Source organism: Massilia sp. P1_C10 (genome assembly GCF_056406475.1).
In genome coordinates this window covers 454,546-480,307 of the sequence record NZ_JBFUAC010000002.1, presented here as the reverse complement: position 1 = coordinate 480,307, position 25,762 = coordinate 454,546, and the positions used below count along the sequence as shown (strand labels likewise).

The window sequence follows — 25,762 nt, the reverse complement described above, 5'->3', positions numbered from 1 at the left end:
TTCGTTCCAATCGTCCAGGGAGATCTGATGTCCGAACTCAAAGTACGTAGCTTCACCGTGTCGCTCGATGGCTTCGGCGCTGGCCCGAACCAGAGCCTGCAGAATCCGATGGGCGAGGGCGCCGGCGGGCTGCACCAGTGGTTCCGCGGCACCCGCACCTTCCAGCGCATGATGGGAGACGAATCCAAAGGCGTGGACGGTCCGGACGAGGACTTCGCCGCCCGCGGCTTCGAGAACGTCGGCGCCTGGATCCTGGGCCGGAACATGTTCGGCCCGATCCGCGGCGAATGGCCGGACGACGAGTGGAAGGGCTGGTGGGGAGACGAGCCGCCGTATCACGTTCCCGTGTTCGTCCTGACCCATTATCCGCGCGCTCCGCTGGAGATGAAGGGCGGCACAACCTTCTACTTTGTCACCGACGGCATCGAGTCCGCCTACCAGCAGGCCATGCAGGCGGCCAATGGCAAGGATGTGCGGCTGGGCGGCGGCGTGGAGACGGTGCGCGAGTATCTGCAGGCCGGGCTGCTCGACGAGATGCACCTGGCGATTTCCCCGGTGCTGCTGGGATCCGGTGAATCGTTGTTCGCGGGGCTCGATCTGAAATCCCTCGGATTTCGCTGCACCGAACACGTGCCGACGCAGAATGCCACCCACGTCGTTCTCCGCAAGGATTAAGGAAGCGCCGATTCGCGCTCTCCCGATTCGCGAAATGGCGCAAAATCCTCTCTGACATCATTGCGGAGGATTCCATGACGCTGACCCTGACTTCAACCGCGTTCGACGCCGGCGGTCCGATTCCGCCGATCTATACCTGCGACGGCAATGACATTTCGCCGCCGCTGGCCTGGTCCGGCGCGCCGGCCGGCACCAAGAGCTACGCGCTGATCGTCGACGATCCCGACGCGCCCGATCCGGCGGCGCCGCAGCGCACCTGGGTGCATTGGGTGGCCTACAACCTGGGGCCGGAAGTGTCGATGCTCGAGCAGGCCGGCAGGCATTCGCCGTCCGGCTCGCTCGATGGACTGAACGACTGGAAGCGGGCCGGCTATGGCGGGCCGTGTCCGCCGATCGGGCGCCATCGCTACTTCTTCAAGCTGTACGCGCTCGACGCCATGCTGCCCGACCTGAAGCAGCCGACCAAGCAGCAGCTGGAGAAGGCAATGGAGAAACACGTGCTGGCGAAGGCCGAACTGATCGGGACGTACCACAAGGCGTAAACGGAAAAGGGTCAGGTCCGCCGGACCTGACCCTGAATTTGTCGCCGTCATCTGCCTTAGTGGAAGTGCTCGCCCCCCTGCGGCGTGTCTTCCGGCATCTCGGCGTGCACCAGTTCGCCCGACGGATCGGCGAAGTAGGGCGCGCCGCAATCGTCGCAGTACTCGACCACGAAGCGCTCGCTGTGCTTCTTGACGTGCGTGACGCCCGCCTCGTTCAGGTGCGCGATGATCTCGTCGACCGGAGCGCGCGGCGCGTCCAGTTCGCCGGCCTCGCCGACGCCGCCGATATTGCCCAGGCCCTCGACCGGCGTGCCATCCTCGTCTTCCTGCCCGTACAGCGGCCACACGATGCCGTAGATGACGTCCGACTCGGCGCGCAGCGTGAAGCCGACGCGGTACTCGTCGATCTGGCCGTCCGGCGATTCCTCGCCGAAGCCGGCGATCACCGCGCGCAGGTCGCCCGGCTCGATGCCCAGCGTGTTGGTCAGGTAGTGCACCGCGGCGCGGATCGACACCGGGCGTATCAGCTTGTCCGCTTCGCGGCAGGCGACGTAATACGCTTCCGGCAGCAGCAGTTCGATGCCGCAGCCCGGCAGCAGGCGCGCGACGTTCGGCGTGGCCTGCTCGCGCCACTGGTTCAGCGCGCGCGCTCGCTCGCCGGCGAAATCGATCTGGTGCTGCGTTTCCTGCCAGCGGAACATCGGCGCGCCCAGCGGCGCGACGACGGCGACCAGCAGGTAGCGGGTGTCGGCAAGGAAGGGCGCGGTTTCCGGCGGCCGGCTGGCAGGCTTGATGCTGCCGCCCTTGAACGCGGCCTGCGCCAGCTTGTGCGTGATCGCGTAGGCTTCGACGTGGGTGCGCGGCAGCTGGTCGATCGAGTACAGCGTCGGCGCCATCGCCACGCGGGTGCCGGCGGCCAGCAGGTGCGCCGAGAAGTGCGCGGTCAGGGTGGTCAGCAGCTGGGCCGGGATGGTGCCCGAGCCGATGGAGAAGCGGGTCCACGCCAGGATCGGCGCGGCCACGAGCAGCGCCTGCCAGCCGGTTTCCACGCCGTCGACCAGCTCCGTCATGGTCGACGACTCGCTGATCGCCTCGACGCCTTCCATCAGGGTGTCGTAGCCGTTCAGGTCATCCTTGAACAGCATGTTGAGGGTGGCGTCGACGGTGTCCTGGTGGCCCGACTTGAGCAGCTTCTGCAGCTGCGTATCCAGTTGCTGCTCCAGCACGCGCTCTTCGATGCGGCTGCCGGCCTGCGCGATGGCCTGGGAGAGGCTGGCGAGGCGCTGGCTCTCGGCAGAGAGTTTATTGGATGGATCTTTTGATGGACGACGCATGGCGCTGATGAATTCCCTAATAGTTGAAACAGTATTGTAGTTGATTCATGGGCCAATAAAAAACGCCGGACGAATCCGGCGTTTTTGAAGGGCAGGGGCCTGGTCCGGCGGACCCGCTGCCATTTCTCCGATTACGCTGCCAGAAGCTGGCGCAGCACGAACGGCAGGATGCCGCCATGCTTGTAGTAGTCGACTTCGATCGGGGTGTCGATACGCAGCAGCACGCGCGCTTCGGTGGTCTCGCCGTTGGCGCGGTGGATCACCAGGGTCGCCAGTTGCTGCGGCTTGATCTCGCCTTCCAGGCCCTTCAGGTCGAACGTCTCGTTGCCGGTGATGCCCAGCGTCTGCACGCTGTCGTCGCCGATGAACTGCAGCGGCAGCACGCCCATGCCGACCAGGTTGGAACGGTGGATGCGCTCGAACGAACGGGTGATCACGGCTTTCACGCCCAGCAGCTGGGTGCCCTTGGCCGCCCAGTCGCGCGACGAGCCGGTGCCGTACTCTTCGCCGCCGAACACCATCGTCGGCACGCCGTCGGCGACGTACTTCATCGCCGCGTCGTAGATCGACATCTGTTCGCCGCTCGGCTGATGGATCGTGATGCCGCCTTCGACCGCGGAGCCGTCGGCCTTGGCCGGGATCATGCGGTTCTTGATGCGCACGTTCGCGAACGTACCGCGCATCATGATCTCATGGTTGCCGCGGCGCGAGCCGTACGAGTTGAAGTCGGCCTTCAGCACGCCGTGGGCCTTGAGCCATTTGCCGGCAGGGCCGTTTTCCTGGATCGAACCGGCCGGGGAGATGTGGTCGGTGGTAATCGAGTCGCCGAATACGCCCAGCGCGCGCGCGCCGGTGATGCCGGTGGCGGCCGCTTTCGGGGTCATGTCGAAGTCGTTGAAGAACGGCGGCTCGGCGATGTAGGTCGACTCAGGCCAGTTGTAGACCTGGCCGGACACGGTGGTGACTTTTTCCCACAGCTTGCCCGGCGCGTTCTTGACGTCGGCGTAGTTGGTCTTGAAGGTCGAGGCGTTCATCGCGAACTTCATCATCGCGGCCACTTCCTGCGAGGTCGGCCAGATGTCGCCGAGGTAAACGTCGCGGCCATCGGCGCTCTTGCCGACCGGCTGGGTCATCAGGTCGGTCGTCATGTTGCCGGCGATCGCGTAGGCGACCACCAGCGGCGGCGAGGCCAGGAAGTTCGAACGGATGTTCGGGTGGATCCGCGCTTCGAAGTTGCGGTTGCCCGACAGGACCGCCGACGCGACGATGTCGTTGTCGGTGATGGTCTGGTTCATTTCAGGCGTCAGGTCGCCGGCGTTGCCGATGCAGGTGGTGCAGCCATAGGCGGTCACGCCGAAGCCCAGCTTCTCCAGGTACGGCAGCAGGCCGGCGGCGGTCAGGTACTCGGTGACGACGCGCGAGCCCGGAGCCAGCGAGGTCTTGATGTGCGGCGCGACGGTCAGGCCGGCTTCGACGGCCTTCTTGGCCAGCAGGCCGGCGGCCAGCATCACGCTCGGGTTCGAAGTGTTGGTGCACGAGGTGATCGCGGCGATCAGCACGTCGCCGTTCTTCACGTGCACGCCATTGCTGGTGGTGTAGACGTTCGTCAGGTCGTCGGCGACCTTGTTGAAGCCGTTTTCGGTGGTCGGCTTGGAGAACAGCTCGGCGAAGTTAGCCTTGACGTTGCCCAGTTCGATGCGGTCCTGCGGACGCTTCGGACCCGCCAGCGACGGCGTGACGGTGCCCAGGTCGAGCGTGACGACGCGGGTGTAGTCGATCTCGCCGGCCTTCGGGATGCCGTACATGCCCTGCGCCTTGTAGTAATTCTGGAACGCGGTGATTTCATCGGCGGTGCGGCCGGTGCCTTCGAAGTATTCGACGGTCGCGTCGTCGACCGGGAAGAAGCCCATCGTCGCGCCGTATTCAGGCGCCATGTTGGCGATGGTGGCGCGGTCGGTCAGCGACAGCGACTCGGTGCCTTCGCCGAAGAACTCGACGAACTTGCCGACGACTTTCTCCTTGCGCAGCAGTTCGGTGATGGTCAGCACCAGGTCGGTCGCGGTGCAGCCTTCGCGCAGCGCGCCGGCCAGGTGGACGCCGACCACGTCCGGGGTCAGGAAGTAGACCGGCTGGCCCAGCATGCCGGCTTCGGCTTCGATGCCGCCCACGCCCCAGCCGACCACGCCGATACCGTTGATCATGGTGGTGTGCGAGTCGGTGCCGACCAGGGTGTCAGGGTAATAGGTGTCGCCGGCCTTGTGCACGCCGCGCGCCAGGTACTCCAGGTTGACCTGGTGGACGATGCCGAAGCCCGGAGGCACGACGCCGAAGGTGTCGAAGGCCTGCATGCCCCACTTCATGAACTGGTAGCGCTCGTTGTTGCGCGAGAATTCCAGCTTCATGTTCAGGTCCAGCGCGCCCTTTTCGCGGAAGTGGTCGATGGTGACCGAGTGGTCGACCACCAGGTCGACCGGCACCAGCGGCTCGATATTCTTCGGGTTCATGCCCATCTTGTGGGCGACGTTGCGCATCGCGGCCAGGTCGGCCAGCAGCGGCACGCCGGTGAAGTCCTGCAGCACGACGCGTGCGACCACGAACGGGATTTCATCGGTACGCTCGCCATTCGGCGCCCAGCTGGCCAGCTGGCGCACGTGTTCTTCGGTGACCTTCTTGCCGTCGCAGTTGCGCAGCACCGATTCGAGCACGATGCGGATCGACACCGGCAGGCGCGAGATGTTCACGCCGAGGCTTTTTTCCAGCGCGGGCAGCGAGTAGAACTGGCCTTTTTTGCCAGCCGATAGTTTGAAATCCTTGAGCGTGTTCAGAGTGTTGCGGGACATGACCTCTCCTTCAGTGGTGTTTTGTTGTTCGATTAAATCGGTGCGGCTTTAGGCTGTGCTGCGGCCGGGGCGGGAGCCGGCGCCGGTTGCGGCGTGGCGGCTGGTTCGGCAGGAGCTGGTGCAGCCACTGGCGCCGGTGGCGGCGTCACGGCTGGTTCGGCGGCGGCCGGTGCAGCAACAGGGGCGGCGGGAGCTGCAACAGGCGCGCTCACTGGTGCGGCAGGAGCTGCGACCGGGGCTGCGACAGGAGCTGCGACCGGGGCTGCGACAGGGGCTGCGACCGGGGCTGCGACAGGGGCTGCGACAGGGGCTGCGACTGGGGCGGCGGCAGGGGCAGGCTCAGGCTGCGCAGGCGCCGCGCCGGGTGCGACCGGCGCGGCCGTTGCCGCAGGCGCTGGCTGCGCAGGCGCGACGACAGCCGCAGCGGGTGTACCGGCGGGCAGCGGCGGCACGATCGGCTCGACCGTTTCCTTGACCTTGGTCGACACTGCCTTCGCGACCCGCGCTGTCGGCACGAAGTCGGGACGCGCCTGGTCGGCATCCTTGCACTCGTTGGCCAGCTGACGGTTCAGCTTCGCGTCGAGCAGCATGCCTTTCGACGGGATGCCGATCCAGGTCAGTCCGAACGTCTCGTTGGTGTAGCGCTGCGCGCCTGTCGTGGTGCTGACCTTTTCGAGACGGTGAATGCGCTTTTTCCAGCGCAGCGCGATGTGCGAATCGTCCTCGTCGTTATGGTAGATCGTGACCTTGTTGCCCAGTTCGCAGTTGTACTCGGTGGTCGTGGTGTCGGTGATGTCGGCGTCCGGCCCGTCCGGGATCGCATCTTCCTGCACGGCCTTGGGCTTGGCTTTGGTCGCGGCCTTGGCCGGCTTCTTTTGCGCCGCGGCGACGGCCGGGGCTCCGCACAGGCTGACGGCGGCCAGCGCGAGGCCGGCGGCGATCAGGGACTTCTTGAAGGTGTTGGACATTAATTGGCTTCCGGTTGTGTTGCGTAGTTGACGAGCGCCGCCGCGTTGTCGGGCAGCGCCAGGCCGGCCAGCTTGGCGCGCTGCAGGACGGTCCAGAAATAACGGTAGCTGGCCCGGTCGTGCAGCCGGCCGTGCTGGGAAATCGGCCCCCAGTTGGCGTTGATGGCTTCGGTGAGGATGTTGGCCGCCTCGTTCACTTCCGACAGCCGCGGCGTGAACGCCTTGATGATCGGCTTGATCTGGTCCGGATGGATGCTCCACATGCGGGTGAAGCCGAATTCGCCGGCGGCGCGGGTGGCGTCGTTGGCCACCACCGCGCTGTCCTTGATTTCGGTGGTCACGTTATGCGACGGCACCTTGCCGTGGGCGTGGCAGGCCGCCACCACTTCCAGCTTGGCGCGCACCACCAGCGGGTGCGTGAACTGGCCGGGCGTGCGCATCGCGCTGCCCGGAATCGCGCCGTAGTGGGCCGAGACGAAATCCATGATGCCGAACGACAGGCACTCGACCTGGGGCAGGGCGGCGATGTCCCACGCGTCGCGCAGGGCGCCGTGGGTTTCGATCAGCACGTGGATCGGCAGCGATGGGCGGCCGGCCGCCACGGCGTAGCGGTTGACGAATTCGATCACGCGGGTGACGTCCGACAGGCTTTCGACCTTCGGGATCACCAGGAACGCGAGCTTGTTCGCGCAGGCGCCGACGATGGTGGCGACGTCGGCGGCGAAATGGGCGCTGCGCGGATCGTGCACGCGCGCGCCGATGCGGTTGAAGCGGTTGCCTTCATCGTTGACAAGGGCGGCAACCAGCTGGGCATGCTCCTTCTCGGCGCCGGCGGCGGCGCCGTCCTCGCAGTCGAAGGTGATGTCGAACAGCGGGCCGAGCTCCTGCTGCAGCGCCATGGACTTGCGCATCAGCTTTTCGGAGCCGGCGTAGTGGTCGCAGGCGGGCAGCAGCAATGGCTGGCGCTTGCCTTGAAAGAGGACTTCGGATGGATGCATGCGTGATGTTTGGGGTGCGACAGCGCCCGTGCCGCTAGTGGCGGCACGGGGCTTGCGGCGAACTGGTGGGGGCGATGGCTCCACGTCGTGCGCCGCGCTCTGCTTAGGCCAGCAGGTGGGCGACGCCTTCGCGCTCTTCGGTCAGTTCCTTGAGCGTGAGGTTGATGCGCTCTTGCGAGAACTCGTCGATGGCCAGGCCCTGGACGATCTTGTACTCGCCGTTTTCGACCGTCACCGGGAAGCCGAACATGGTGTCCTTCGGGATGCCGTACGAACCGTCCGATGGAATGCCCATGGTGGTCCACTTGCCGGCGGTGCCGAGGTGCCAGTCGTGCATGTGGTCGATCGCCGCGTTGGCAGCGGAAGCTGCCGACGACAGGCCGCGCGCTTCGATGATCGCCGCGCCGCGCTTGCCCACGGTTGGCAGGAAGGTGTCGCGGTTCCAGGCGTCGTCGTTGATCATGTCCTTGACCGACTTGCCGTCGATGGTGGCGAAGCGGTAGTCGGCGTACATGGTTGGCGAGTGGTTGCCCCACACGGCCAGCTTCTCGATCGACGCGACCGGCTTGCCGGTCTTGGCGGCCACTTGCGACAGCGCGCGGTTGTGGTCCAGGCGCAGCATGGCGGTGAAGTTCTTGGCCGGCAGCGACGGCGCCGATTTCATGGCGATGTAGGCGTTGGTGTTGGCCGGATTGCCGACCACGAGCACCTTGACGTTGCGCGAAGCGACGGCGTCGAGCGCCTTGCCCTGCACCGTGAAGATCTGGGCGTTCGCTTCGAGCAGGTCCTTGCGCTCCATGCCTGGGCCGCGTGGACGCGCGCCGACCAGCAGGGCGAAATCGGCGTCCTTGAACGCGGTCATCGGGTCGCTGTGCGCGGTCATGCCGGCCAGCAGCGGGAATGCGCAGTCGTCGATTTCCATCATCACGCCTTTGAGCGCTTTCTGGGCTTTCTCGTCGGGGATTTCCAGCAGTTGCAGGATGACCGGCTGGTCTTTGCCGAGCATGTCGCCATTGGCGATGCGGAACAGCAGGGAATAGCCGATCTGGCCGGCGGCGCCGGTAACAGCAACGCGCATTGGGGTTTTAGCCATGAGAATCTCCAAAGTGGGAAAGAAAAACGGTCGAAGCTGAGGATACGCTTGTTCCCGAGCGTCGGCCGGGAAAACTGCAATCATACCAAAACTGCACATCCAACGACCGCCGGCGGGGCCGCGGAAGCAGGCGGGCGTAAGCCGGATCGACCGCGAGTGTAGGCCTGCGGGACTCATCTGTCAATTTATATCATATGTCTTATATAAGACAGCTAATTTTTGGGGTTATTGCTGGACTGGAAAGCCCAATTGTGTTGAAATCTTGGTCTATGAATTCACTCCCGTCCCAGTCGACCGACGATGCCAGCACCCCGAGCGGGGCCGGCGGAACCGGCAACCTGCCGACTTTCAGCCCGCTGTACCAGCAGATCAAGGCGCTGCTCACGCAAAGCCTGCAGTCGGGCGAGTGGAAGCCGGGCGAGCTGATTCCCAGCGAAGTCGAGCTGGCGGCGCGCTTCAAGGTCAGCCAGGGCACGGTGCGCAAGGCGATCGACGAGCTGGCCGCCGAGAACCTGGTAATGCGCCGCCAGGGCAAGGGCACCTTCGTGTCGACCCACCATGAGGAGCGCGCCCACTTCCGCTTCCTTAAGCTGGTGCCCGACGAAGGCGTGCCGCACCATGGCGACAACCGCATCCTCGAGGTGAAGCGCTTGCGTGCCCCGCCCGAGGTGGCCAGCCTGATCGACCTGAAGTCGGGCGACGCGGTGATCTATATCAAGCGCCTGATGTCGTTCGACTGCGCGCCGACCATTCTCGAAGAGCTGTGGCTGCCCGGGGCCATCTTCAAGGGGCTGACGGCCGAGCGCCTCGACCAGTACAAGGGGCCGATGTACGGGCTGTTCGAATCGGAGTTCGGCACGCGCATGATCCGCGCCACGGAAAAGATCCGCGCGATCGGCGCCGACGCCGACGCCGCCGCGCTGCTGGGGGTGGCCGAGGGCACCCCGCTGCTGTGCTCCGAGCGGGTGTCGTTCACCTATGGCGACAAGGCGGTGGAGCTGCGCCGCGGCCTGTATCTGACGGCGCACCATCACTACCAGAACGAATTGTCATAGTGCCTGTCGTTACCTGCGCAGGCAGGTACCCATACTGAGCTGGCAGCAGGGTGGAAGCATTTTCAGTATGGGTACCAGCCTTCGCTGGTACGACTTTCCAAGTCAGCAGCGTTGGGCCGATGGGATTAAAATGGCTGGGTTTACCGAAAAATTTCAAGGTTCGGCGATTTAGATATTGTTGCATCGCAATAAATCGTCGAAAATAGCGGGTTTTCTTTTTTGTCTGTCAGTTTAAGGGAGGTGTTTCATGTCCGAAGCCGTGCGCGAAGGTCCAAAAAAACAGCGGCCGCAATTCCGTAACATCCACGTTACCGAGTTGAGCAATTACCGCTTGCCGCTGGCCGGCATCGTGTCGATCCTGCACCGCATCAGCGGATTCGCGATGTTCGCGGCATTGCCGGTCATCCTCTACCTATTCCAGATGAGCCTGCTCTCGGAAGACACCTTCAAGCATTTCGCCGGCATCGCGCAGCACCCGCTGGTAAAGCTGGTGATCCTGGGCCTGTGCTGGGCCTACTTCCAGCACTTCTGCGCCGGCGTGCGCCACCTGTTCATGGACCTGCACATGGGCCTGGACAAGGATTCGGCCCGCACCAGCGCGGCGACCGTGATCGGCGCCAGCCTGTTCCTGACCTTCATCACCGCCCTCAAACTGTTCGGAGTCTTCTGAGATGGCTAACAATAACATCGGTCCAAAACGCCTGGTCGTCGGCGCCCACTACGGCCTGAAGGACTGGCTGGCGCAGCGCATCACCGCCGTCGTCATGGCGGTCTACACCTTCACCTTGCTGTTCTCCTTCCTCTCCGGCCACAACTTCACTTATGAAGGCTGGGCCAGCCTGTTCGCGCACCAGTGGTTCAAGCTGTTCTCGCTGGTGACCTTCGCCGCGCTGTTCTACCACGCCTGGGTCGGCATGCGCGACATCTGGATGGACTACGTCAAATCGGTCGGCCTGCGCCTGACCCTGCAAATCATCACCATCGTGTGGCTGGTCGTGTGCGCCGCATGGGCAGTACAAATTCTCTGGAGCGTGTAATCGTGGCAGCCAACAAACCTGCAATTCCTACCCGCCGCTTCGACGCGGTGATCATCGGCGCCGGCGGCTCCGGCATGCGCGCCTCGCTGCAGCTGGCCGAAGCCGGCCTGAATGTCGCGGTGCTGTCCAAAGTGTTCCCGACCCGTTCGCACACCGTCGCGGCGCAGGGCGGCATCGGCGCCTCGCTGGGCAACATGAGCGAGGACGACTGGTACTGGCACATGTTCGACACGGTCAAGGGCGGCGACTACCTGGGCGACCAGGACGCGATCGAATTCATGTGCCGCGAAGCGCCGAAAGTGGTGTACGAGCTCGAACACTTCGGCATGCCGTTCGACCGCAACCCTGACGGCACCATCTACCAGCGTCCGTTCGGCGGCCACACCGCCAACTTCGGCGAGAAGCCGGTGCAGCGCGCCTGCGCCGCGGCCGACCGCACCGGCCACGCGCTGCTGCACACGCTGTACCAGCGCAACGTGCGCGCCCGCACCCACTTCTTCGTCGAGTGGATGGCGCTCGACCTGATCCGCGACGCCGACGGCGACGTGATCGGCGTGGTCGCGCTCGAGATGGAAACCGGCGAGACCATGATCCTCGAAGCGAAGACCACCATCATGGCCACCGGCGGTGCAGGGCGCATCTTCGCCGCATCGACCAACGCCTTCATCAACACCGGCGACGGCATGGGCATGGCGGCACGCGCCGGCCTGCCGCTGCAGGACATGGAGTTCTGGCAGTTCCACCCGACCGGCGTGTCCGGCGCGGGCGTCCTGATCACCGAAGGCGTGCGCGGCGAAGGCGGCATCCTGATCAACAGTAACGGCGAGCGCTTCATGGAGCGTTACGCGCCGACCCTGAAGGACCTGGCGCCGCGCGACTTCGTGTCGCGTTCGATGGACCAGGAAATCAAGGAAGGCCGCGGCTGCGGTCCGAACAAGGACCACGTGCTGCTGGACCTGCGCCACATCGGCGCCGACACCATCGCCAAGCGCCTGCCGTCGATCCTGGAAATCGGCCACAAGTTCGCCAACGTCGACGCCACCAAGGAGCCGATCCCTGTCGTGCCGACGATTCACTACCAGATGGGCGGCATCCCGACCAACATCCACGGCCAGGTCGTCGCGCCGAAGGATGGCAACCCGGTCGCCGTCGTCAACGGCCTGTACGCGATCGGCGAGTGCGCCTGCGTGTCGGTGCACGGCGCCAACCGCCTGGGCACCAACTCGCTGCTCGACCTGCTGGTGTTCGGCCGCGCGGCCGGCAACCACGTCGTCGCGTCGAACCTGAAGCAGAAGGAAAACAAGCCGCTGCCGGCCGACGCCGCCGACTTCGCGCTGAGCCGCCTGAACGCCCTGGAAAACTCCAAGGGCACCGAGAAGGTGCAGGACGTCGCCAACGCGATTCGCGCCACGATGCAGAAATACTGCGGCGTGTTCCGCACCGACGACCTGCTCAAGCAGGGCTACGACGAGATCATGAAGCTCGACGAGCGCCGCAAGAACGTGTCGTTCAAGGACAAGTCGAAGGTGTTCAACACCGCGCGCGTCGAAGCGCTCGAGCTGGACAACCTGATCGAGACCGCCAAGGCGACCATCACTTCGGCGGTGGCGCGCAAGGAATCGCGCGGCGCGCACGCGCACAGCGACTTCCCGGCGCGCGACGACGAAGTGTGGATGAAGCACACGCTGTGGTACTCGCAGGGCAACCGCCTCGAGTACAAGCCGGTGATCACCAAGCCGCTGACGGTCGACACATTCAAGCCAAAAGCTCGTACATTCTAAGTAAGGCCACGACATGACACGCACAGTAAAACTGAAAATCTACCGTTACGATCCTGATCGCGACGCCAAGCCGTACATGCAGGACGTCACCGTCGAACTGCAGGACAACGACAAGATGCTGCTCGACGCGCTCCAGCGCATCAAGTCCGACGTCGACGACTCGCTGTCGCTGCGCCGCTCGTGCCGCGAAGGCGTCTGCGGTTCTGACGCGATGAACATCAACGGCAAGAACGGCCTGGCCTGCACTACCAACCTGAACGAACTGACCCAGCCGATCGTGCTGCGTCCGCTGCCAGGCCTACCGGTGATCCGCGACCTGATCGTCGACATGACCCAGTTCTTCAAGCAGTACGACTCGATCAAGCCTTACCTGGTGAACGATTCGATCCCGCCGGAGAAGGAACGCCTGCAGTCGCCCGAGCAGCGCGAAGAGCTCGACGGCCTGTACGAGTGCATCCTGTGCGCCTGCTGCTCGACCTCGTGCCCGTCGTTCTGGTGGAATCCGGACAAGTTCGTCGGCCCGGCCGGCCTGCTGCAAGCCTATCGCTTCATCGCCGATTCGCGCGACGAAGACACCGGCGCGCGCCTGGACAACCTGGAAGATCCGTACCGCCTGTTCCGCTGCCACTCGATCATGAATTGCGTCGACGTTTGCCCGAAAGGCCTGAACCCGAACAAGGCGATCGGCAAGATCAAGGAACTGATGGTGCGCCGCGCCATTTAAGTACAGTAATACTACCGTACTGCCTTTCGCGGGCAGGCGGAGTATGATGTTGACCCAACAACGGACTCTAGTGTGACTACGCATCAATCCGACCCGGCCAATCGCGCCCGCCTGCGCTGGCGCAGCCGCCGGGGGCTGCTCGAAAACGACCTGATCCTGACGCGCTTCCTCGATGCGCATGAGGCGGACCTGAGCGATGACGATGTCGATGCGCTGACGCGGCTGCTGGACCTGGCGGACAATCCGCTGATGGACTTGCTGCTGGCGCGGACCGAGCCCGAAGGCGAGGTCGACCTGCCGAATGTGCGCGCCTTGCTGGCGCGGCTGCGGCAAGCGTAGCAATTTCGGTTCGTTTTTTTATTTTGTAGTCTCGCACCCAAGAAGGAAGTGCCATGAATATCTCCGATACCAAAGCCACCCTGTCGTTCTCCGATGGCAGCGCCGCCATCGACATGCCGATCTACAAGGGCACCGTCGGCCCGGACGTCATCGACATCCGCAAGCTGTACGCCCAGACTGGCAAGTTCACCTACGACCCAGGCTTCATGTCGACCGCCGCCTGCAATTCGTCGATCACCTACATCGACGGCGACAAGGGCGAGCTGCAGTACCGCGGCTACCCGATCGAGCAGCTGGCCGAGCACTGCGACTTCCTCGACACCTGCTACCTGCTGCTGAACGGCGAACTGCCGAACGCCGCGCAAAGCAAGAAGTTCGACGAGACCGTCACCAAGCACACCATGGTGCACGAGCAGATGCAGTTCTTCTTCCGCGGCTTCCGCCGTGACGCGCACCCGATGTCGGTGCTGGTCGGCACGGTCGGCGCGCTGGCCTCGTTCTACCACGACTCGCTCGACATCAACGACCCGCATCACCGCGAAGTGTCGGCGATCCGCCTGATCGCCAAGATGCCGACCCTGGTGGCGATGTCGTACAAGTACTCGATGGGCCAGCCCTTCATGTACCCGCGCAACGACCTGTCGTACAGCGCCAATTTCATGCGCATGATGTTCGGCAACCCGTGCGAAGAGTACGTCGTCAACGACGTGCTGGTGCGCGCGCTCGACCGCATCCTGATCCTGCACGCGGATCACGAGCAGAACGCGTCGACCTCGACCGTCCGTCTGGCCGGTTCGTCGGGCGCCAACCCGTTCGCCTGTATCGCAGCGGGCATCGCCTGCCTGTGGGGCCCGGCGCACGGCGGCGCCAACGAAGCGGCGCTGAACATGCTCAAGGAAATCGGCAGCGTCGAGAACATCCCGGCCTTCATCGAGAAGGTCAAGGACAAGAACTCGGGCGTCAAGCTGATGGGCTTCGGTCACCGCGTCTACAAGAACTTCGACCCGCGCGCCAAGCTGATGCGCGAGACCTGCCACGAGGTGCTCGACGAGCTGGGCCTGCACGACGACCCGCTGTTCAAGCTGGCCATGGCGCTGGAAAAAATCGCGCTGGAAGACGAGTACTTCGTGTCGCGCAAGCTGTACCCGAACGTCGACTTCTACTCGGGCATCGTGCAGTCGGCGCTGGGCATCCCGGTGTCGCTGTTCACCGGTATCTTCGCGATGGCGCGCACCGTCGGCTGGATCGCCCAGTGGAACGAGATGATCGCCGATCCTGAGCAGAAGATCGGCCGTCCGCGCCAGCTGTTCATCGGCTCGCCGAAGCGCGATGTGCCGCCGATGGACAAGCGTTAATCAGTCCGCGGCATCAACAAAAAAGCGAGCTTCGGCTCGCTTTTTTTGCTTTGTGCGGCTTCCTCAAGCGTGTGAACGTTCGGGATCACGCTTTGTGATCTCCAATCTCTCGTTCGAAACGAAAGAGTGAGCAAGTGTTGACGTGGGCTGTTGACGATTCGGCACCCCTGTTCAAAGATCGATTGCACTCATCCCTGGGGGCCGACAATGCACAAGAAACGGACCAGGTGGCTCGTGTACACCGTGTTGGTTGGTCTCATTCCTATCGTATCAAGGGCGTTCGCATGGCTGGTCACGCGTCATGGCACACTCGACGCAATTGCGCCGACCGATTTTGTTGCTTTTGGTTTGGTGCTGCACATATCGGCGATTAATGAACTCGAGCATTTCTCGACTTACGACTCATCTTGGAAAACGGCACAGAACGGCGTTGCCGTGTTTTTTGTCGCACTCTACAGCGTGCTGTATTCAGTCGATCTTGTTGGGGCGATGGTCGTAGAGAAATTGACGTTGAAGTACTGTGTGATGATCTTGGCTTGTATCTCCTTCTTGCTAAACTACTCTGTATTCAAGGACTTGGACGGTGCGGACGGAAGGAAGGTGTGACGTGCAAACGTTTGTGATTGCGCTGACAGTGATTGGCTGTTTCGTTGGCGGAGGAGTGGCCATCTGGTCGCTTCGTCGAACTAGCAAGCGTCGCAGGGCTATTGAAGAGACGCGGCTGAGCGGGTAGTCCACCGTGCACGCAACCCCGCGTATAGATAGCCGGCCTGGGTGGTGCCGTGTGGTCGATCACGCGATCGAATAATACGCATGAAACAACGGCGGACTTACGTTCCATGACCGGTAGGGCCGCGTCAGAATTATTTGCACTTGCCGCGGAGCTTGGCCACCAACACGAACGGTATCCCCAACAAGCCGCCAAAGACGACCGGGCCGATGGCCGGCGGCTGGAACTTGAGTCCGTCGGCTGCCAGGCAATGCGGAATCCTGGCTGCAGCGAACTGGCGCGTGAATTCTTCGTTTTGGCGGTTCGCGCTGAACACCGGCGCGAGCAGGGCGGTCTGGCGGTTGGCGGGAGTGCTCTCCCGGTCGGGAATCTCCGCCAGCGTGGCGGCGACAGCCTGCTTGATCGCCGGGCCGGTCAGCGGAATGGCGGGTGGCGACTGCGGGACGGACGCCGCGGCAACCGGCGCCGAGGGAGCAGGCGGCGCCGCCCAGTCCGCGCTGACGACAATGGCAGGCTGCGCTGGCTCCGGCGGCGGCACGGCAGGTACGGTCGCTTGCATGATGTGGTCCTCTGGCGGGCCGCCGCTCAAATGGCGCGGCCTCCCGCTCACTTTACCGCAAGAAACTGATTTTCAGTCAATCTTGCCAAAATATTCGAGTGACATCCGCCAACATTGTGCGGTGTACAATCTGCCTCCATGCGCCGTCGTCCGATGGCGGCAATCACACCGTCACCGGAGCCGACATGAAACGCCTGATCCTTGCCTGCTGCCTGTTCCTGTCCAGCTTTGCCGCTAGCGCCGAGACCGCCGACGCCGCGCTGGCGAAACAGGTCAACGCCTTCGTCGACTCCTGGCATGACGACGCCGCCAACGCCCGCATGGCGTACTTCGACAAGATCGCCAAGGACGGCGTCTACATCGGCACCGACAAGACCGAACTGTGGCACAAGGACGAGTTCAAGGTGTGGGCCAAGAAGTACTTCGACCGCAAGTCGGCGTGGGCCTTCAAGACCATCCGCCGCAACGTCTACACCACGCCCGACAAGCACATCATCTGGTTCGACGAGCTGCTCGACACCCAGATGGGCGTGTGCATGGCCAGCGGCGTGATCCACCGCACCGCGACCGGCTTCGAGATCGAGCACTATCAGCTGTCGATCGCGGTGCCGAACGACGTGTCGAAGTCGGTGACCCAGACCATCAAGGAATTCGAGGCGAAGCCCGCCGCGAAATAGGATGCCGCAAACGCGCTATATCGGACGCTTCGCGCCGTCGCCGACCGGCCCGCTGCACGCCGGCTCGCTGGTTGCGGCCGTATCCAGCTATCTCGACGCGCGCGTCCACCGTGGCGCCTGGCTGCTGCGGATCGAAGATGTCGACGAAGGCCGCAGCGTGCCGGGCGCCGCCGAAGGCATGCTCGACCTGCTGCGCCGCCTTGGCATGCAGTGGGACGGCGACGTGCTCTGGCAAAGCCGCCGAGGCGCGGTCTACCAGGCCGCCTTCGACCGCTTGTGGCAGCACGCGTATCCGTGCGGTTGCAACCGCCGCGAGATCGCCGATTCGCGCCTCGGCACCGCGCCGGATGGATCGGCCATCTATCCCGGCACCTGCCGCCTCGGGCTCGGCCCCGGCAAGACCACGCGCAGCCTGCGCCTGCGCGTGCCTGAACCGGGTATGGACACGATCTCGTTCATCGACCGCTTCGCCGGCAAGGTCGAACATCATCTTGCGCTCGACGCCGGCGACTTCGTGCTGAAACGCGCCGACGGCTTCTGGGCCTACCAGCTGGCGGTGGTGGTCGACGACGCGGAGCAGGGCGTCACCGACATCGTGCGCGGCGCCGACCTGCTCGACTCCACGCCGCGCCAGATATATTTGCAGCGCCTGCTCGGCGTGCCGACCCCGCGCTACCTGCACGTGCCGGTGCTGCGCAACGCGCAGGGCGAAAAACTGTCGAAGCAAACTGGCGCTGCCGCAGTGGCGCCGGCCGATGAGGCGGGGGCGGTGGCGGCGTTGATGGATGCGGCGCGCGGCCTGGGCATCGCGCTGGCGCCGGCCGCTTCGCTGGATGAATTCTGGCGCGCGGCGATTCCCGCCTGGGCGGCGCTGCTGGCGGCGAGGGGCGAGCGTACCTGATCCGTGCGACCCAAAATCGCGCGGCCCGGCATGATGACGAAACGAAAAGGAACTGTCTCTCCATGCATAAGAAAAACTTAGTCATCGCGCTGCTGCTCGCCGCCGGCGCCGCGCAAGCCCAGGACGCCTCGCTGCTGGCCGGCGGCCTCAATAACACCGGAGTGCACGAGAAGTCCTTCGCGGTGGAACTGGGCTTCGCGCAGCGCATGAACGACATCGTCTCGATCAGCGCCGAGTACCTCAACGAAGGCCACCCCGGCAAGCATCACCGCGATGGCCTGGGCGCGCAATTCTGGCTGCACACGCCGGTGCCGGAGCAGGGCGCCTCGTTCGCCGTCGGCATTGGACCCTACTACTATTTCGACACCACCACCGGGCTCGGCGCGGCGAGCGACTACCGCAACGTGCACGGCTGGGGCTCGCTGTCGAGCCTCAGCGCCAAGTGGCATTTCGAAAAGCGCAGCTACGTGGAAGTGCGCCTGAATCATGTAAGGACGCACGGCGCCGGCGATTCCAACAGCCTGCTGGTCGGCATGGGCTACGAACTGAAAAACGTCCCCGACCACGAGCGCCAGAAAACCGAGCGCGCCGGCGACCGCCTGCTGATGGTGCTGGGCGGCCAGGCGATCGTCAACAGCTTCGAATCCGAGCGCGCCCGCGCGTACGGCATCGAATACCGCGACACCGTCACCCAGAACATGGAGTGGAGCGTGGCCGCGCTGAACGAAGGCCGCGTGGGATTGGCCGAGCGGCGCGGCGCGGTCGCGCAGTTATGGCTGCTGCGGCCGTTCACCGACCGCACCGTGCTCGAACTGGGCGGCGGCGGCTACCTGATGCGCGACCGGATCGACCGCGACAATGCGTTCGAGCCGTCGCGGACGCACCTGGTGCCGATCGCCACGATCGGCATGCGCTACCGGATGTCGCCCGACTGGCGCGCGCAACTAAGCTGGAGCCGCGTCATCACGGACTACCATCGCGATTCGGACGTGATCCTGGTCGGCATCGGTAAAGTCTTCTGATTCTTTATCCAGCGTTGGTATAAGACTCCAGAATGAACAGCATCTTGCCGCCCTCGCTTTCGCAGGTGCCGGTCATGACCTCGTTTTTCGAAATCACGTAAGTCATCCTGGTGCCCGCGCTCTTGGTGGCGCAGGCGGCATGCGCTTTGGCCGGGATGTCCGGTAAAGGCGGCGGTGCAGGCGGAACCGGAGGCACCGGCGGCACTGGCGGCACCGGCGGAATCGGCGGCGGCGGGCATTTCCCGCCGTTCGCCTTGCAGGTGTAGTGATACGTCGTTTGCGTCGCTGCGCCGGCGGCGGAGCTGATCGCTGCGAGCAGCAGCAGGGCGATGATCTTCATGAGGTCTCCTCGGGTTGGTATGGCTGTAGTGTGCCGTCCGATTGTGGAGAGATTGTGGAGCCGGCCGATGTCGTTTCTGCGAAGGCAGGAATCCCTGCTGACTAAGCTTTAGAGTTCTGCGCCCTCAGCATAGGAACCTTGCCTTCGCAAGGTACGACGTGCTTAAAGATCGAGCCGGTAGCCCAGCCCGTAGATCGAATGGATTGCCTCGACGCCCGGCAGCGCCGCCGCCAGCTTGCGCCGCAGGTTCTTGATATGGCTGTCGACCGCGCGGTCGGTGACGTCGAGGCTGTCCTCGCGCGCCAGGTCGAGCAGCTGCGCACGCGAAAACACCTGCCCCGGCCGGCGCGCCATGGCGGCCAGTATGACGAATTCGCTCGGCGTCAGCTCCAGCGGCCGGCCATGCGCCAGAATGCGCAATCCGCGCTCGTCGATTTCGATCGCGCGTTCCCTGGCGCCGGCGCGCCGCAGGATCGCCTTGATGCGCGCCATCAGCTCGCGCGGGCTGAACGGCTTGCACAGATAGTCGTCGGCGCCGGCCTCGAGTCCCAGCAAGCGGTCGATCTCCTCCACGCGCGCCGTCACCATCACGATCGGCACCTCCGAAAACGCCCGCACTTCGCGGCACACGGACAGGCCATCGAGGCCTGGAAGCATCAGGTCGAGCACCACCAGGTCCGGCGCGCCGGCGCGGATCCCCGCCAGCGCCTCGGCGCCATCGGCGAAAAGCACCGGCTCGTGCCCGGCCGCCCGCGCGTAATCGGCGACCAGCGCCGCCAGTTCCGGTTCGTCCTCGACGATGAATATCTTCACGCGGTCACCATCGGCAGGGATATCTCCGCGCGCAGCCCGCCCAGCGGAGAGTGCGCGAACGCCAGCGTGCCGCCCTGGTCCTCGACGATGCGACGGCACAGCGCCAGCCCGAGGCCCGCGCCGCCCTTGTCGCGGCCGCGCGATGCATCGACCCGGAAGAAGCGCTCGCCCAGCCGCGCCAGCGCGTCGTCCGGCACCGCGGGCGCGCTGTCGTCCAGCGTCAGATGAATGGCCCCGCCGTTGACGCGCGCATGCAGCGACACCGTCCCGCCATGCGCGGTATAGCGAACGCAGTTCTCGAACAGGTTGGCGAACACCTGGCGCATCGACTCCGGATCGGCCGCCACCGTGCTCGCCCCCGGTGGCGCGCCGGCCGCGAAACGCAGCCCGGCGCCGGCCAGCTTGTCCTCGAACGCCATCGCCTGGTCCAGCGCCAGCGGCCACAGGTCAAGTTCGATGCGCTGGTACGACGGCGTGCCGACATCCGAGCGCGCCAGTGCATAAAGGTCGTCGATCAGTTTGTTGAGCGACAGGACCTGGCGCAGCATCGACGCCACCGTGGCCGGATCGGCCGCGCGCACGCCGTCCTGGATCGCTTCGAGCTGGGCGCGCAGCACCGACAGCGGCGTGCGCAATTCGTGCGAGGTGTCGGCCACCCACTGCCGGCGAGAGCCCTCGGCGGCTTCGAGTTTGTGCGCGAGCTGGTTGAAGCTGTGCGCCAGTTCGCCCAGTTCGTCGCTGCGGTCGATCGGCAGGCGCACGCCGAAGCGGCCCTCGGCGAGCTCGCGCGCGGCGCCGGCGAGGCGGCCGATCGGCTTGCGGAAGTGCGCCGCCAGCAGCGTCGCGGCGGCGGCGCTGAGCGCGATGCTGGCGCCGACGATCCACAACAGGCTGTCGCTCAGTTCACGCAGGAAGGCGCGCGCCAGCGCGTCGCTTGGGCGCGGCGGCCGGCTCACCGCGAGAAAGCCGAGCGGCGCGGAGGCCGGTCCGATGGCGCGCCGAGCCGAGGGGCCTGAGTCGAGCGGGCGTCCGGCGAGATAGGCGCCGGCGCCATCGAGAAGGGTGATGCGGTCCTGCAGCGTGGGCGCGGATTCGGCGGTGACGAGCAGCGGCGGCAGCGGGGGCGCCGGCGGCACCGGTGGAACTGGCGGCACTGGCGCGACAATGGGGTCGGGTCCGCCGGACCTGACCCCGGTGTTGATCGGCGGCGGCGGCACGTCGAAACGCCGCTGTTCCAGCCGCTCCAGTTCCAGCGTGATCCACCGGCGTCGCTCTTCGGCGGAAGCGGGCAGAAAACTCCAGCCGCCGCGCGCCTTGACCTGCTTCGCCAGCGCGCCAGACAGCTCGTCGAGCCGGTCCAGTTCGATGTTCAGCGCGTATTCGCCGAAACTGGCGGTGACGTTCTGCCGCATCAGCGCGATGCCTGCGGCAGCCACGGCGAGGATCGCCAGCAGCACGGAGACAAACAAGCGGTGACCGATCGAAATGCGCAAAATGTTAATTCTCCGACCATGAAAAGCATGAGTGTAATGGCAACAGCGTGGCGCCGGCATCATTTTTCGCCGCCAAATCGGCCATTCTTTTTCGCGCAACCGAATGCTGCCTTATAATAACGCGTGCTATATTCTGATGAGCAGTCAGCGTAGTCCGAAGCTTTACAGTCCTTCCCCACAACTTGATGTGCAATCCGCTAACCGGTCAGGCCGTGTCGCGGAAGGTTAGATTAACCCGCCAATTTCGCGAAGCGCGAACGAAAGGTGAGCAAGATGATGCAACAACAGACAGCGAACTCGTATCTGTTCGGTGGCAACGCGCCATACGTAGAAGAGTTATACGAGGCCTATCTCGACAATCCTGGCTCGGTGCCGGACAATTGGCGAGCCTACTTCGACTCCATGCAGAACGTGCCTGCGGTCGATGGTTCCAACAAACCCGACGTCGTCCACGCCTCCGTGATCGCCTCCTTCGCCGAACGCGCGAAAGCGGGCCCGATCCGCGTGGTGCACGCCGCCGCCGACGCCGACATGGGTCGCAAGAACGTCTCCGTGACCCAGCTCATCGCCACCTACCGCAACCTCGGTTCGCAGTGGGCCAACCTCGATCCGCTGCAGCGCCAGGAGCGCCCGACGATTCCCGAACTGGAACCGGCGTTCTACGGCTTCACCGACGCTGACATGGACACCCAGTTCAACATCAGCAATACCTACTTCGGCCAGGAGACGGCGTCGCTGCGCGACCTGATCAACTTCCTGCGCGATACCTACTGCCGCTCGATCGGCGCCGAATTCATGTACATCAGCGACCCGGCCGAAAAGCGCTGGTTGCAAGAGAAGCTGGAATCGATCCGCTCGACCCCGAGCTTCTCGGCCGAGAAAAAAGTCCACATCCTCGACCGCCTGACCGCGGCCGAAGGCCTCGAGCGCTACCTGCACACCCGCTACGTCGGCCAGAAGCGCTTTTCGCTCGAAGGCTCGGAGTCGTTCATCGCGTCGATCGACGAGACCATCCAGCGCGCCGGCGAAAAAGGCGTGCAGGAGATCGTCATCGGCATGGCCCACCGCGGCCGCCTGAACGTCCTGGTCAACACCCTGGGCAAGTCGCCAGCCGACCTGTTCGAAGAATTCGAAGGCAAGCACGGCGACGAACTGCCGTCCGGCGACGTCAAGTACCACCAGGGCTTCTCCAGCGATATCGCTACCGCCGGCGGCCCGGTCCACCTGTCGCTGGCGTTCAACCCGTCGCACCTCGAGATCGTCAACCCGGTCGTCGAAGGCTCGGTCAAGGCGCGCATGGACCGCCGCGGCGACAAGGACGGCGCGCAAGTGCTGCCGATCCTGGTGCACGGCGACGCCGCATTCGCCGGCCAGGGCGTGGTCATGGAAACGCTGAACCTCGCGCAGACCCGCGGCTACGGCACGGGCGGCACGGTGCACATCGTGATCAACAACCAGATCGGTTTCACCACCTCGGATCCGCGCGATGCGCGCTCGACGCTGTACTGCTCGGACGTCGTCAAGATGATCGAAGCGCCGGTTCTGCACATCAACAGCGACGACCCGGAAGCGGTGGTGCTGGCGACCCAGATCGCGCTCGACTACCGCATGCAGTTCCAGAAGGACATCGTCCTCGACATCATCAGCTACCGCAAACTGGGCCACAACGAGCAGGACACGCCTGCACTGACCCAGCCGCTGATGTACAAGAAGATCGGCCAGCATCCAGGCACGCGCAAGCTGTACGCGGACAAGCTGATCGCCCAGGGCGTGATTCCTGCCGACGGCGGCGACAAGATGGTCGCCAAGTTCCGCGATGCGATGGACGCCGGCAAGCACACGGTCGATCCGGTCATCTCGAACTTCAAGAACAAGTACGCGGTCGACTGGCTGCCGTTCCTGAACAAGAAGTGGACCGACAGCGCCGACACCGCCGTGCCGATGACGGAGCTGAAGCGCCTGGCCGCCCGCATCACCGTGGTGCCGGAGCAGTTCAAGGCCCACTCGCTGGTTGAAAAGGTTCTGGCCGACCGCGCCGCCATGGGCCGCGGCGAGATGAACCTCGACTGGGGCATGGGCGAGCACCTCGCCTACGCGTCGCTGGTGTCGTCCGGCTACGCGATCCGCCTGACCGGCCAGGACGCCGGCCGCGGCACCTTCGTGCACCGCCACGCCGTGCTGCACGACCAGAACCGCGAGCGTTGGGACGCGGGCACCTACGTCCCGCTGTGCAACGTGTCCGACACCCAGGCCCCGTTCACCGTGATCGACTCGGTGCTGTCCGAAGAAGCGGTGCTCGCATTCGAGTACGGCTATTCGACCGCCGAACCGAACACGCTGACGATCTGGGAAGCCCAGTTCGGCGACTTCGCCAACGGCGCGCAAGTCGTGATCGACCAGTTCATCAGCTCCGGCGAAGTGAAGTGGGGCCGCGCATCGGGCCTGGTGATGATGCTGCCGCACGGTTACGAAGGCCAGGGCCCCGAGCACTCGTCGGCGCGCCTCGAGCGCTTCCTGCAGCTGTGCGCGGACAACAACATGCAAGTGGTGCAGCCGACCTCCGCGTCGCAGATCTTCCACCTGCTGCGCCGCCAGATGGTGCGCCAGTTCCGCAAGCCGCTGGTCATCATGACGCCGAAGTCGCTGCTGCGTAACAAGGACGCCGGCTCGCCGCTGTCGGATCTCGCCAAGGGCGCGTTCCAGACCGTGATCGGCGAAGTGGACGACAAGATCGACGGCAAGAAGGTCAAGCGCGTGATCGCCTGCTCGGGCAAGGTCTATTACGACCTGGTCGCGCAGCGCAAGACGCGCGGCGTGTCCGACGTCGCCATCATCCGCATCGAGCAGCTGTATCCGTTCCCGCACAAGTCGTTCGCGGCCGAACTGAAGAAGTTCCCGAACTTCACCGAGCTGGTATGGGCGCAGGATGAGCCGCAGAACCAGGGTCCGTGGTTCCAGATCCAGCACAACATTTTCGAAAGCCTGGAATCGGGCCAGCGTCTCGCGTATGCGGGCCGCCCGGCTTCGGCCTCGCCTGCGGTCGGTTACTACGACAAGCACTACGCGCAGCAGAAGGAGTTGCTGGAGACTGCGTTCTCCAAGCTCAAGGGCTTCATCCTCACGAAATAATAATCGGCGCGCCCCGTCACGAGCGGGGCGCAGCACCCAAAACAGAATACGGAGTTTTACATGGCACAAATCGAAGTCAAGGTTCCACAACTGTCGGAGTCGGTAGCAGAAGCGACCATGCTTGCATGGCACAAGAAAGTCGGCGAGCCGGTCTCGCGCGACGAAAACCTGATCGACATCGAAACCGACAAGGTGGTCCTTGAACTGCCGGCGCCGGCCGCGGGCACCATCGTCCAGATCATCAAGGGCGACGGCAGCACCGTGGTCGCCGGCGAAGTCATCGCCATCATCGACACCGAAGCGGCCGCGCAAGTGAGCCCGCTGGAAGTCAAGGCCGTCGCCACCCCGAACGCACCGGCGCCAAGCGTCGACTCGCCGTCGCCTGCGTCGAAGGGCGACATCGCGATGCCTGCCGCCGCGAAGATCCTGGCCGAAGCTTCCATGACCGCCAGCCAGGTCGCGGGCACCGGCAAGGACGGCCGCGTCACCAAGGGCGATGCGCTGAGCGCCGTCGCCGTCAAGCCGGCAGCGCCGGCGCCGCTGGCTCCAGTGGCTGCCAAGCCTGCGCTGCAGCAGGTCTCCGCGCCGGCCATCGCCAGCCTGGGCGACCGTCCGGAAGAACGCGTGCCGATGAGCCGCCTGCGCGCCCGCATCGCCGAGCGCCTGGTGCAGTCGCAGTCGACCAACGCGATCCTGACCACGTTCAATGAAGTGAACATGCAGCCGGTGATCGACCTGCGCAACAAGTACAAGGACAAGTTCGAGAAAGAGCACGGCGTCAAGCTGGGCTTCATGTCGTTCTTCGTCAAGGCCGCCGTCGCCGCGCTGAAGAAGTACCCGATCATCAACGCCTCGGTCGACGGCAACGACATCGTCTACCACGGCTACTTCGACATCGGCATCGCGGTCGGTTCGCCGCGCGGCCTGGTGGTGCCGATCATTCGCAACGCCGACCAGATGTCGATCGCCGACATCGAACGCAAGATCGGCGAATTCGGCGCCAAGGCCAAGGAAGGCAAGCTGACCCTGGACGACCTGACCGGCGGCACCTTCTCGATCTCGAACGGCGGCACCTTCGGCTCGATGCTGTCGACCCCGATCATCAACCCGCCGCAGTCGGCCATCCTGGGCGTGCACGCGACCAAGGATCGCGCCGTCGTCGAAAACGGCCAGGTCGTGGTGCGTCCGATGAACTACCTGGCGATGTCGTACGACCACCGCATCATCGACGGCCGCGAAGCCGTCCTGGGCCTGGTCACGATGAAGGAAACGCTGGAAGATCCATCGCGCCTGCTGCTGGACCTGTAATCGGTCGTATCCAGCGCGCCGCCCGCGGCGCGTGCCAACCATGTTTTTG

The 25,762-nt window shown here is 64.6% G+C and carries 24 protein-coding genes; 15 read left to right on the top strand and 9 right to left on the bottom strand.

Features of this window, described 5'->3' with window-relative positions; genetic code table 11:
* Positions 1–27: 27 nt before the first annotated feature.
* Together AC1D02_RS06475 and AC1D02_RS06470 are read left to right on the top strand one after the other, a co-directional pair.
* Positions 28–675: a dihydrofolate reductase family protein gene (locus tag AC1D02_RS06475; protein WP_477314895.1), complete on the top strand. Its 648-nt coding sequence runs from the start codon at positions 28–30 to the stop codon at positions 673–675.
* Positions 676–749: 74 nt separating this feature from the next.
* Positions 750–1,217, top strand: a complete 468-nt coding sequence (locus AC1D02_RS06470; protein WP_477314893.1) for a YbhB/YbcL family Raf kinase inhibitor-like protein — start codon at positions 750–752, stop codon at positions 1,215–1,217.
* A gap of 56 nt (positions 1,218–1,273) precedes the next feature.
* Here the strand turns inward: AC1D02_RS06470 and AC1D02_RS06465 are convergent, their stop codons facing one another.
* The 5 genes from AC1D02_RS06465 to AC1D02_RS06445 form a co-directional block, all read right to left on the bottom strand.
* On the bottom strand, positions 1,274–2,551 hold the full coding sequence (locus tag AC1D02_RS06465) for a DUF2863 family protein (RefSeq protein WP_477314891.1): 1,278 nt from the start codon (positions 2,549–2,551) through the stop codon (positions 1,274–1,276).
* Between the two features lie 131 nt (positions 2,552–2,682).
* Positions 2,683–5,391, bottom strand: coding sequence for an aconitate hydratase AcnA (gene acnA / locus AC1D02_RS06460; protein ID WP_477314889.1), 2,709 nt, complete (start codon positions 5,389–5,391; stop codon positions 2,683–2,685).
* 32 nt (positions 5,392–5,423) lie between these two features.
* A complete protein-coding gene (locus tag AC1D02_RS06455; protein WP_477314887.1) occupies positions 5,424–6,359 on the bottom strand; it encodes a hypothetical protein in 936 nt (311 codons plus the stop codon).
* Positions 6,359–7,357 carry an HpcH/HpaI aldolase/citrate lyase family protein gene (locus tag AC1D02_RS06450; protein WP_477314885.1) on the bottom strand — a complete coding sequence of 333 codons (999 nt, stop codon included), beginning with the start codon at positions 7,355–7,357 and terminating at the stop codon, positions 6,359–6,361. The genes AC1D02_RS06455 and AC1D02_RS06450 overlap by 1 nt, the downstream gene beginning before the upstream one ends.
* Before the next feature lie 103 nt (positions 7,358–7,460).
* Positions 7,461–8,450 (bottom strand): malate dehydrogenase, encoded by a 990-nt coding sequence (locus AC1D02_RS06445; protein WP_477314883.1) that lies wholly within the window; start codon positions 8,448–8,450, stop codon positions 7,461–7,463.
* A gap of 269 nt (positions 8,451–8,719) precedes the next feature.
* Here AC1D02_RS06445 and AC1D02_RS06440 point away from each other — a divergent pair, with 269 nt between their 5' ends.
* The 8 genes from AC1D02_RS06440 to AC1D02_RS06405 all read left to right on the top strand — a co-directional run bounded on the left by AC1D02_RS06440 (position 8,720) and on the right by AC1D02_RS06405 (position 15,347).
* Complete coding sequence (locus tag AC1D02_RS06440; protein WP_477314881.1) at positions 8,720–9,505, top strand: GntR family transcriptional regulator; 786 nt, start codon at positions 8,720–8,722, stop codon at positions 9,503–9,505.
* A 247-nt stretch (positions 9,506–9,752) separates the two neighbouring features.
* Positions 9,753–10,175, top strand: a complete 423-nt coding sequence (sdhC, locus tag AC1D02_RS06435) for a succinate dehydrogenase, cytochrome b556 subunit (RefSeq protein WP_477314879.1) — start codon at positions 9,753–9,755, stop codon at positions 10,173–10,175.
* 1 nt (position 10,176) lies between these two features.
* Positions 10,177–10,542 (top strand): succinate dehydrogenase, hydrophobic membrane anchor protein, encoded by a 366-nt coding sequence (sdhD, locus tag AC1D02_RS06430; RefSeq protein WP_477314877.1) that lies wholly within the window; start codon positions 10,177–10,179, stop codon positions 10,540–10,542.
* A gap of 2 nt (positions 10,543–10,544) precedes the next feature.
* Positions 10,545–12,323, top strand: coding sequence for a succinate dehydrogenase flavoprotein subunit (gene sdhA, locus AC1D02_RS06425; RefSeq protein ID WP_477314875.1), 1,779 nt, complete (start codon positions 10,545–10,547; stop codon positions 12,321–12,323).
* Positions 12,324–12,336: 13 nt separating this feature from the next.
* Positions 12,337–13,047: a succinate dehydrogenase iron-sulfur subunit gene (locus AC1D02_RS06420; protein ID WP_477314873.1), complete on the top strand. Its 711-nt coding sequence runs from the start codon at positions 12,337–12,339 to the stop codon at positions 13,045–13,047.
* A 72-nt stretch (positions 13,048–13,119) separates the two neighbouring features.
* Positions 13,120–13,386 carry an FAD assembly factor SdhE gene (locus AC1D02_RS06415; protein ID WP_477314871.1) on the top strand — a complete coding sequence of 89 codons (267 nt, stop codon included), beginning with the start codon at positions 13,120–13,122 and terminating at the stop codon, positions 13,384–13,386.
* Positions 13,387–13,439: 53 nt separating this feature from the next.
* Positions 13,440–14,741, top strand: coding sequence for a citrate synthase (locus tag AC1D02_RS06410; protein WP_477314869.1), 1,302 nt, complete (start codon positions 13,440–13,442; stop codon positions 14,739–14,741).
* Positions 14,742–14,975: 234 nt separating this feature from the next.
* Entirely contained in the window at positions 14,976–15,347 is a 372-nt protein-coding gene (locus AC1D02_RS06405) for a hypothetical protein (RefSeq protein ID WP_477314867.1), read from the top strand.
* Between the two features lie 257 nt (positions 15,348–15,604).
* Here the strand turns inward: AC1D02_RS06405 and AC1D02_RS06400 are convergent, their stop codons facing one another.
* A complete protein-coding gene (locus tag AC1D02_RS06400; RefSeq protein WP_477314865.1) occupies positions 15,605–16,030 on the bottom strand; it encodes a hypothetical protein in 426 nt (141 codons plus the stop codon).
* A 185-nt stretch (positions 16,031–16,215) separates the two neighbouring features.
* On the opposite strand from AC1D02_RS06400, the gene AC1D02_RS06395 reads away from it, so the two are divergent.
* The 3 genes from AC1D02_RS06395 (at position 16,216) to AC1D02_RS06385 (ending at position 18,630) form a co-directional block, all read left to right on the top strand.
* Positions 16,216–16,707, top strand: a complete 492-nt coding sequence (locus AC1D02_RS06395; RefSeq protein ID WP_477314863.1) for a nuclear transport factor 2 family protein — start codon at positions 16,216–16,218, stop codon at positions 16,705–16,707.
* A 1-nt stretch (position 16,708) separates the two neighbouring features.
* Positions 16,709–17,608 (top strand): tRNA glutamyl-Q(34) synthetase GluQRS, encoded by a 900-nt coding sequence (gene gluQRS, locus AC1D02_RS06390; protein WP_477314861.1) that lies wholly within the window; start codon positions 16,709–16,711, stop codon positions 17,606–17,608.
* 62 nt (positions 17,609–17,670) lie between these two features.
* Complete coding sequence (locus AC1D02_RS06385) at positions 17,671–18,630, top strand: hypothetical protein (RefSeq protein ID WP_477314859.1); 960 nt, start codon at positions 17,671–17,673, stop codon at positions 18,628–18,630.
* 4 nt (positions 18,631–18,634) lie between these two features.
* Here AC1D02_RS06385 and AC1D02_RS06380 read toward each other — a convergent pair whose 3' ends face one another.
* The 3 genes from AC1D02_RS06380 to AC1D02_RS06370 all read right to left on the bottom strand — a co-directional run bounded on the left by AC1D02_RS06380 (position 18,635) and on the right by AC1D02_RS06370 (position 21,276).
* Positions 18,635–18,970 carry a hypothetical protein gene (locus AC1D02_RS06380; RefSeq protein ID WP_477314857.1) on the bottom strand — a complete coding sequence of 112 codons (336 nt, stop codon included), beginning with the start codon at positions 18,968–18,970 and terminating at the stop codon, positions 18,635–18,637.
* 162 nt (positions 18,971–19,132) lie between these two features.
* Positions 19,133–19,783, bottom strand: coding sequence for a response regulator (locus AC1D02_RS06375; RefSeq protein WP_477314855.1), 651 nt, complete (start codon positions 19,781–19,783; stop codon positions 19,133–19,135).
* Entirely contained in the window at positions 19,780–21,276 is a 1,497-nt protein-coding gene (locus AC1D02_RS06370) for an ATP-binding protein (RefSeq protein WP_477314853.1), read from the bottom strand. The genes AC1D02_RS06375 and AC1D02_RS06370 overlap by 4 nt, the downstream gene beginning before the upstream one ends.
* Positions 21,277–21,549: 273 nt before the next feature.
* On the opposite strand from AC1D02_RS06370, the gene AC1D02_RS06365 reads away from it, so the two are divergent.
* Both AC1D02_RS06365 and odhB read left to right on the top strand, forming a co-directional pair.
* Entirely contained in the window at positions 21,550–24,405 is a 2,856-nt protein-coding gene (locus AC1D02_RS06365; protein ID WP_477314851.1) for a 2-oxoglutarate dehydrogenase E1 component, read from the top strand.
* A gap of 60 nt (positions 24,406–24,465) precedes the next feature.
* A complete protein-coding gene (odhB, locus tag AC1D02_RS06360; RefSeq protein ID WP_477314849.1) occupies positions 24,466–25,713 on the top strand; it encodes a 2-oxoglutarate dehydrogenase complex dihydrolipoyllysine-residue succinyltransferase in 1,248 nt (415 codons plus the stop codon).
* Positions 25,714–25,762 lie beyond the last annotated feature (49 nt).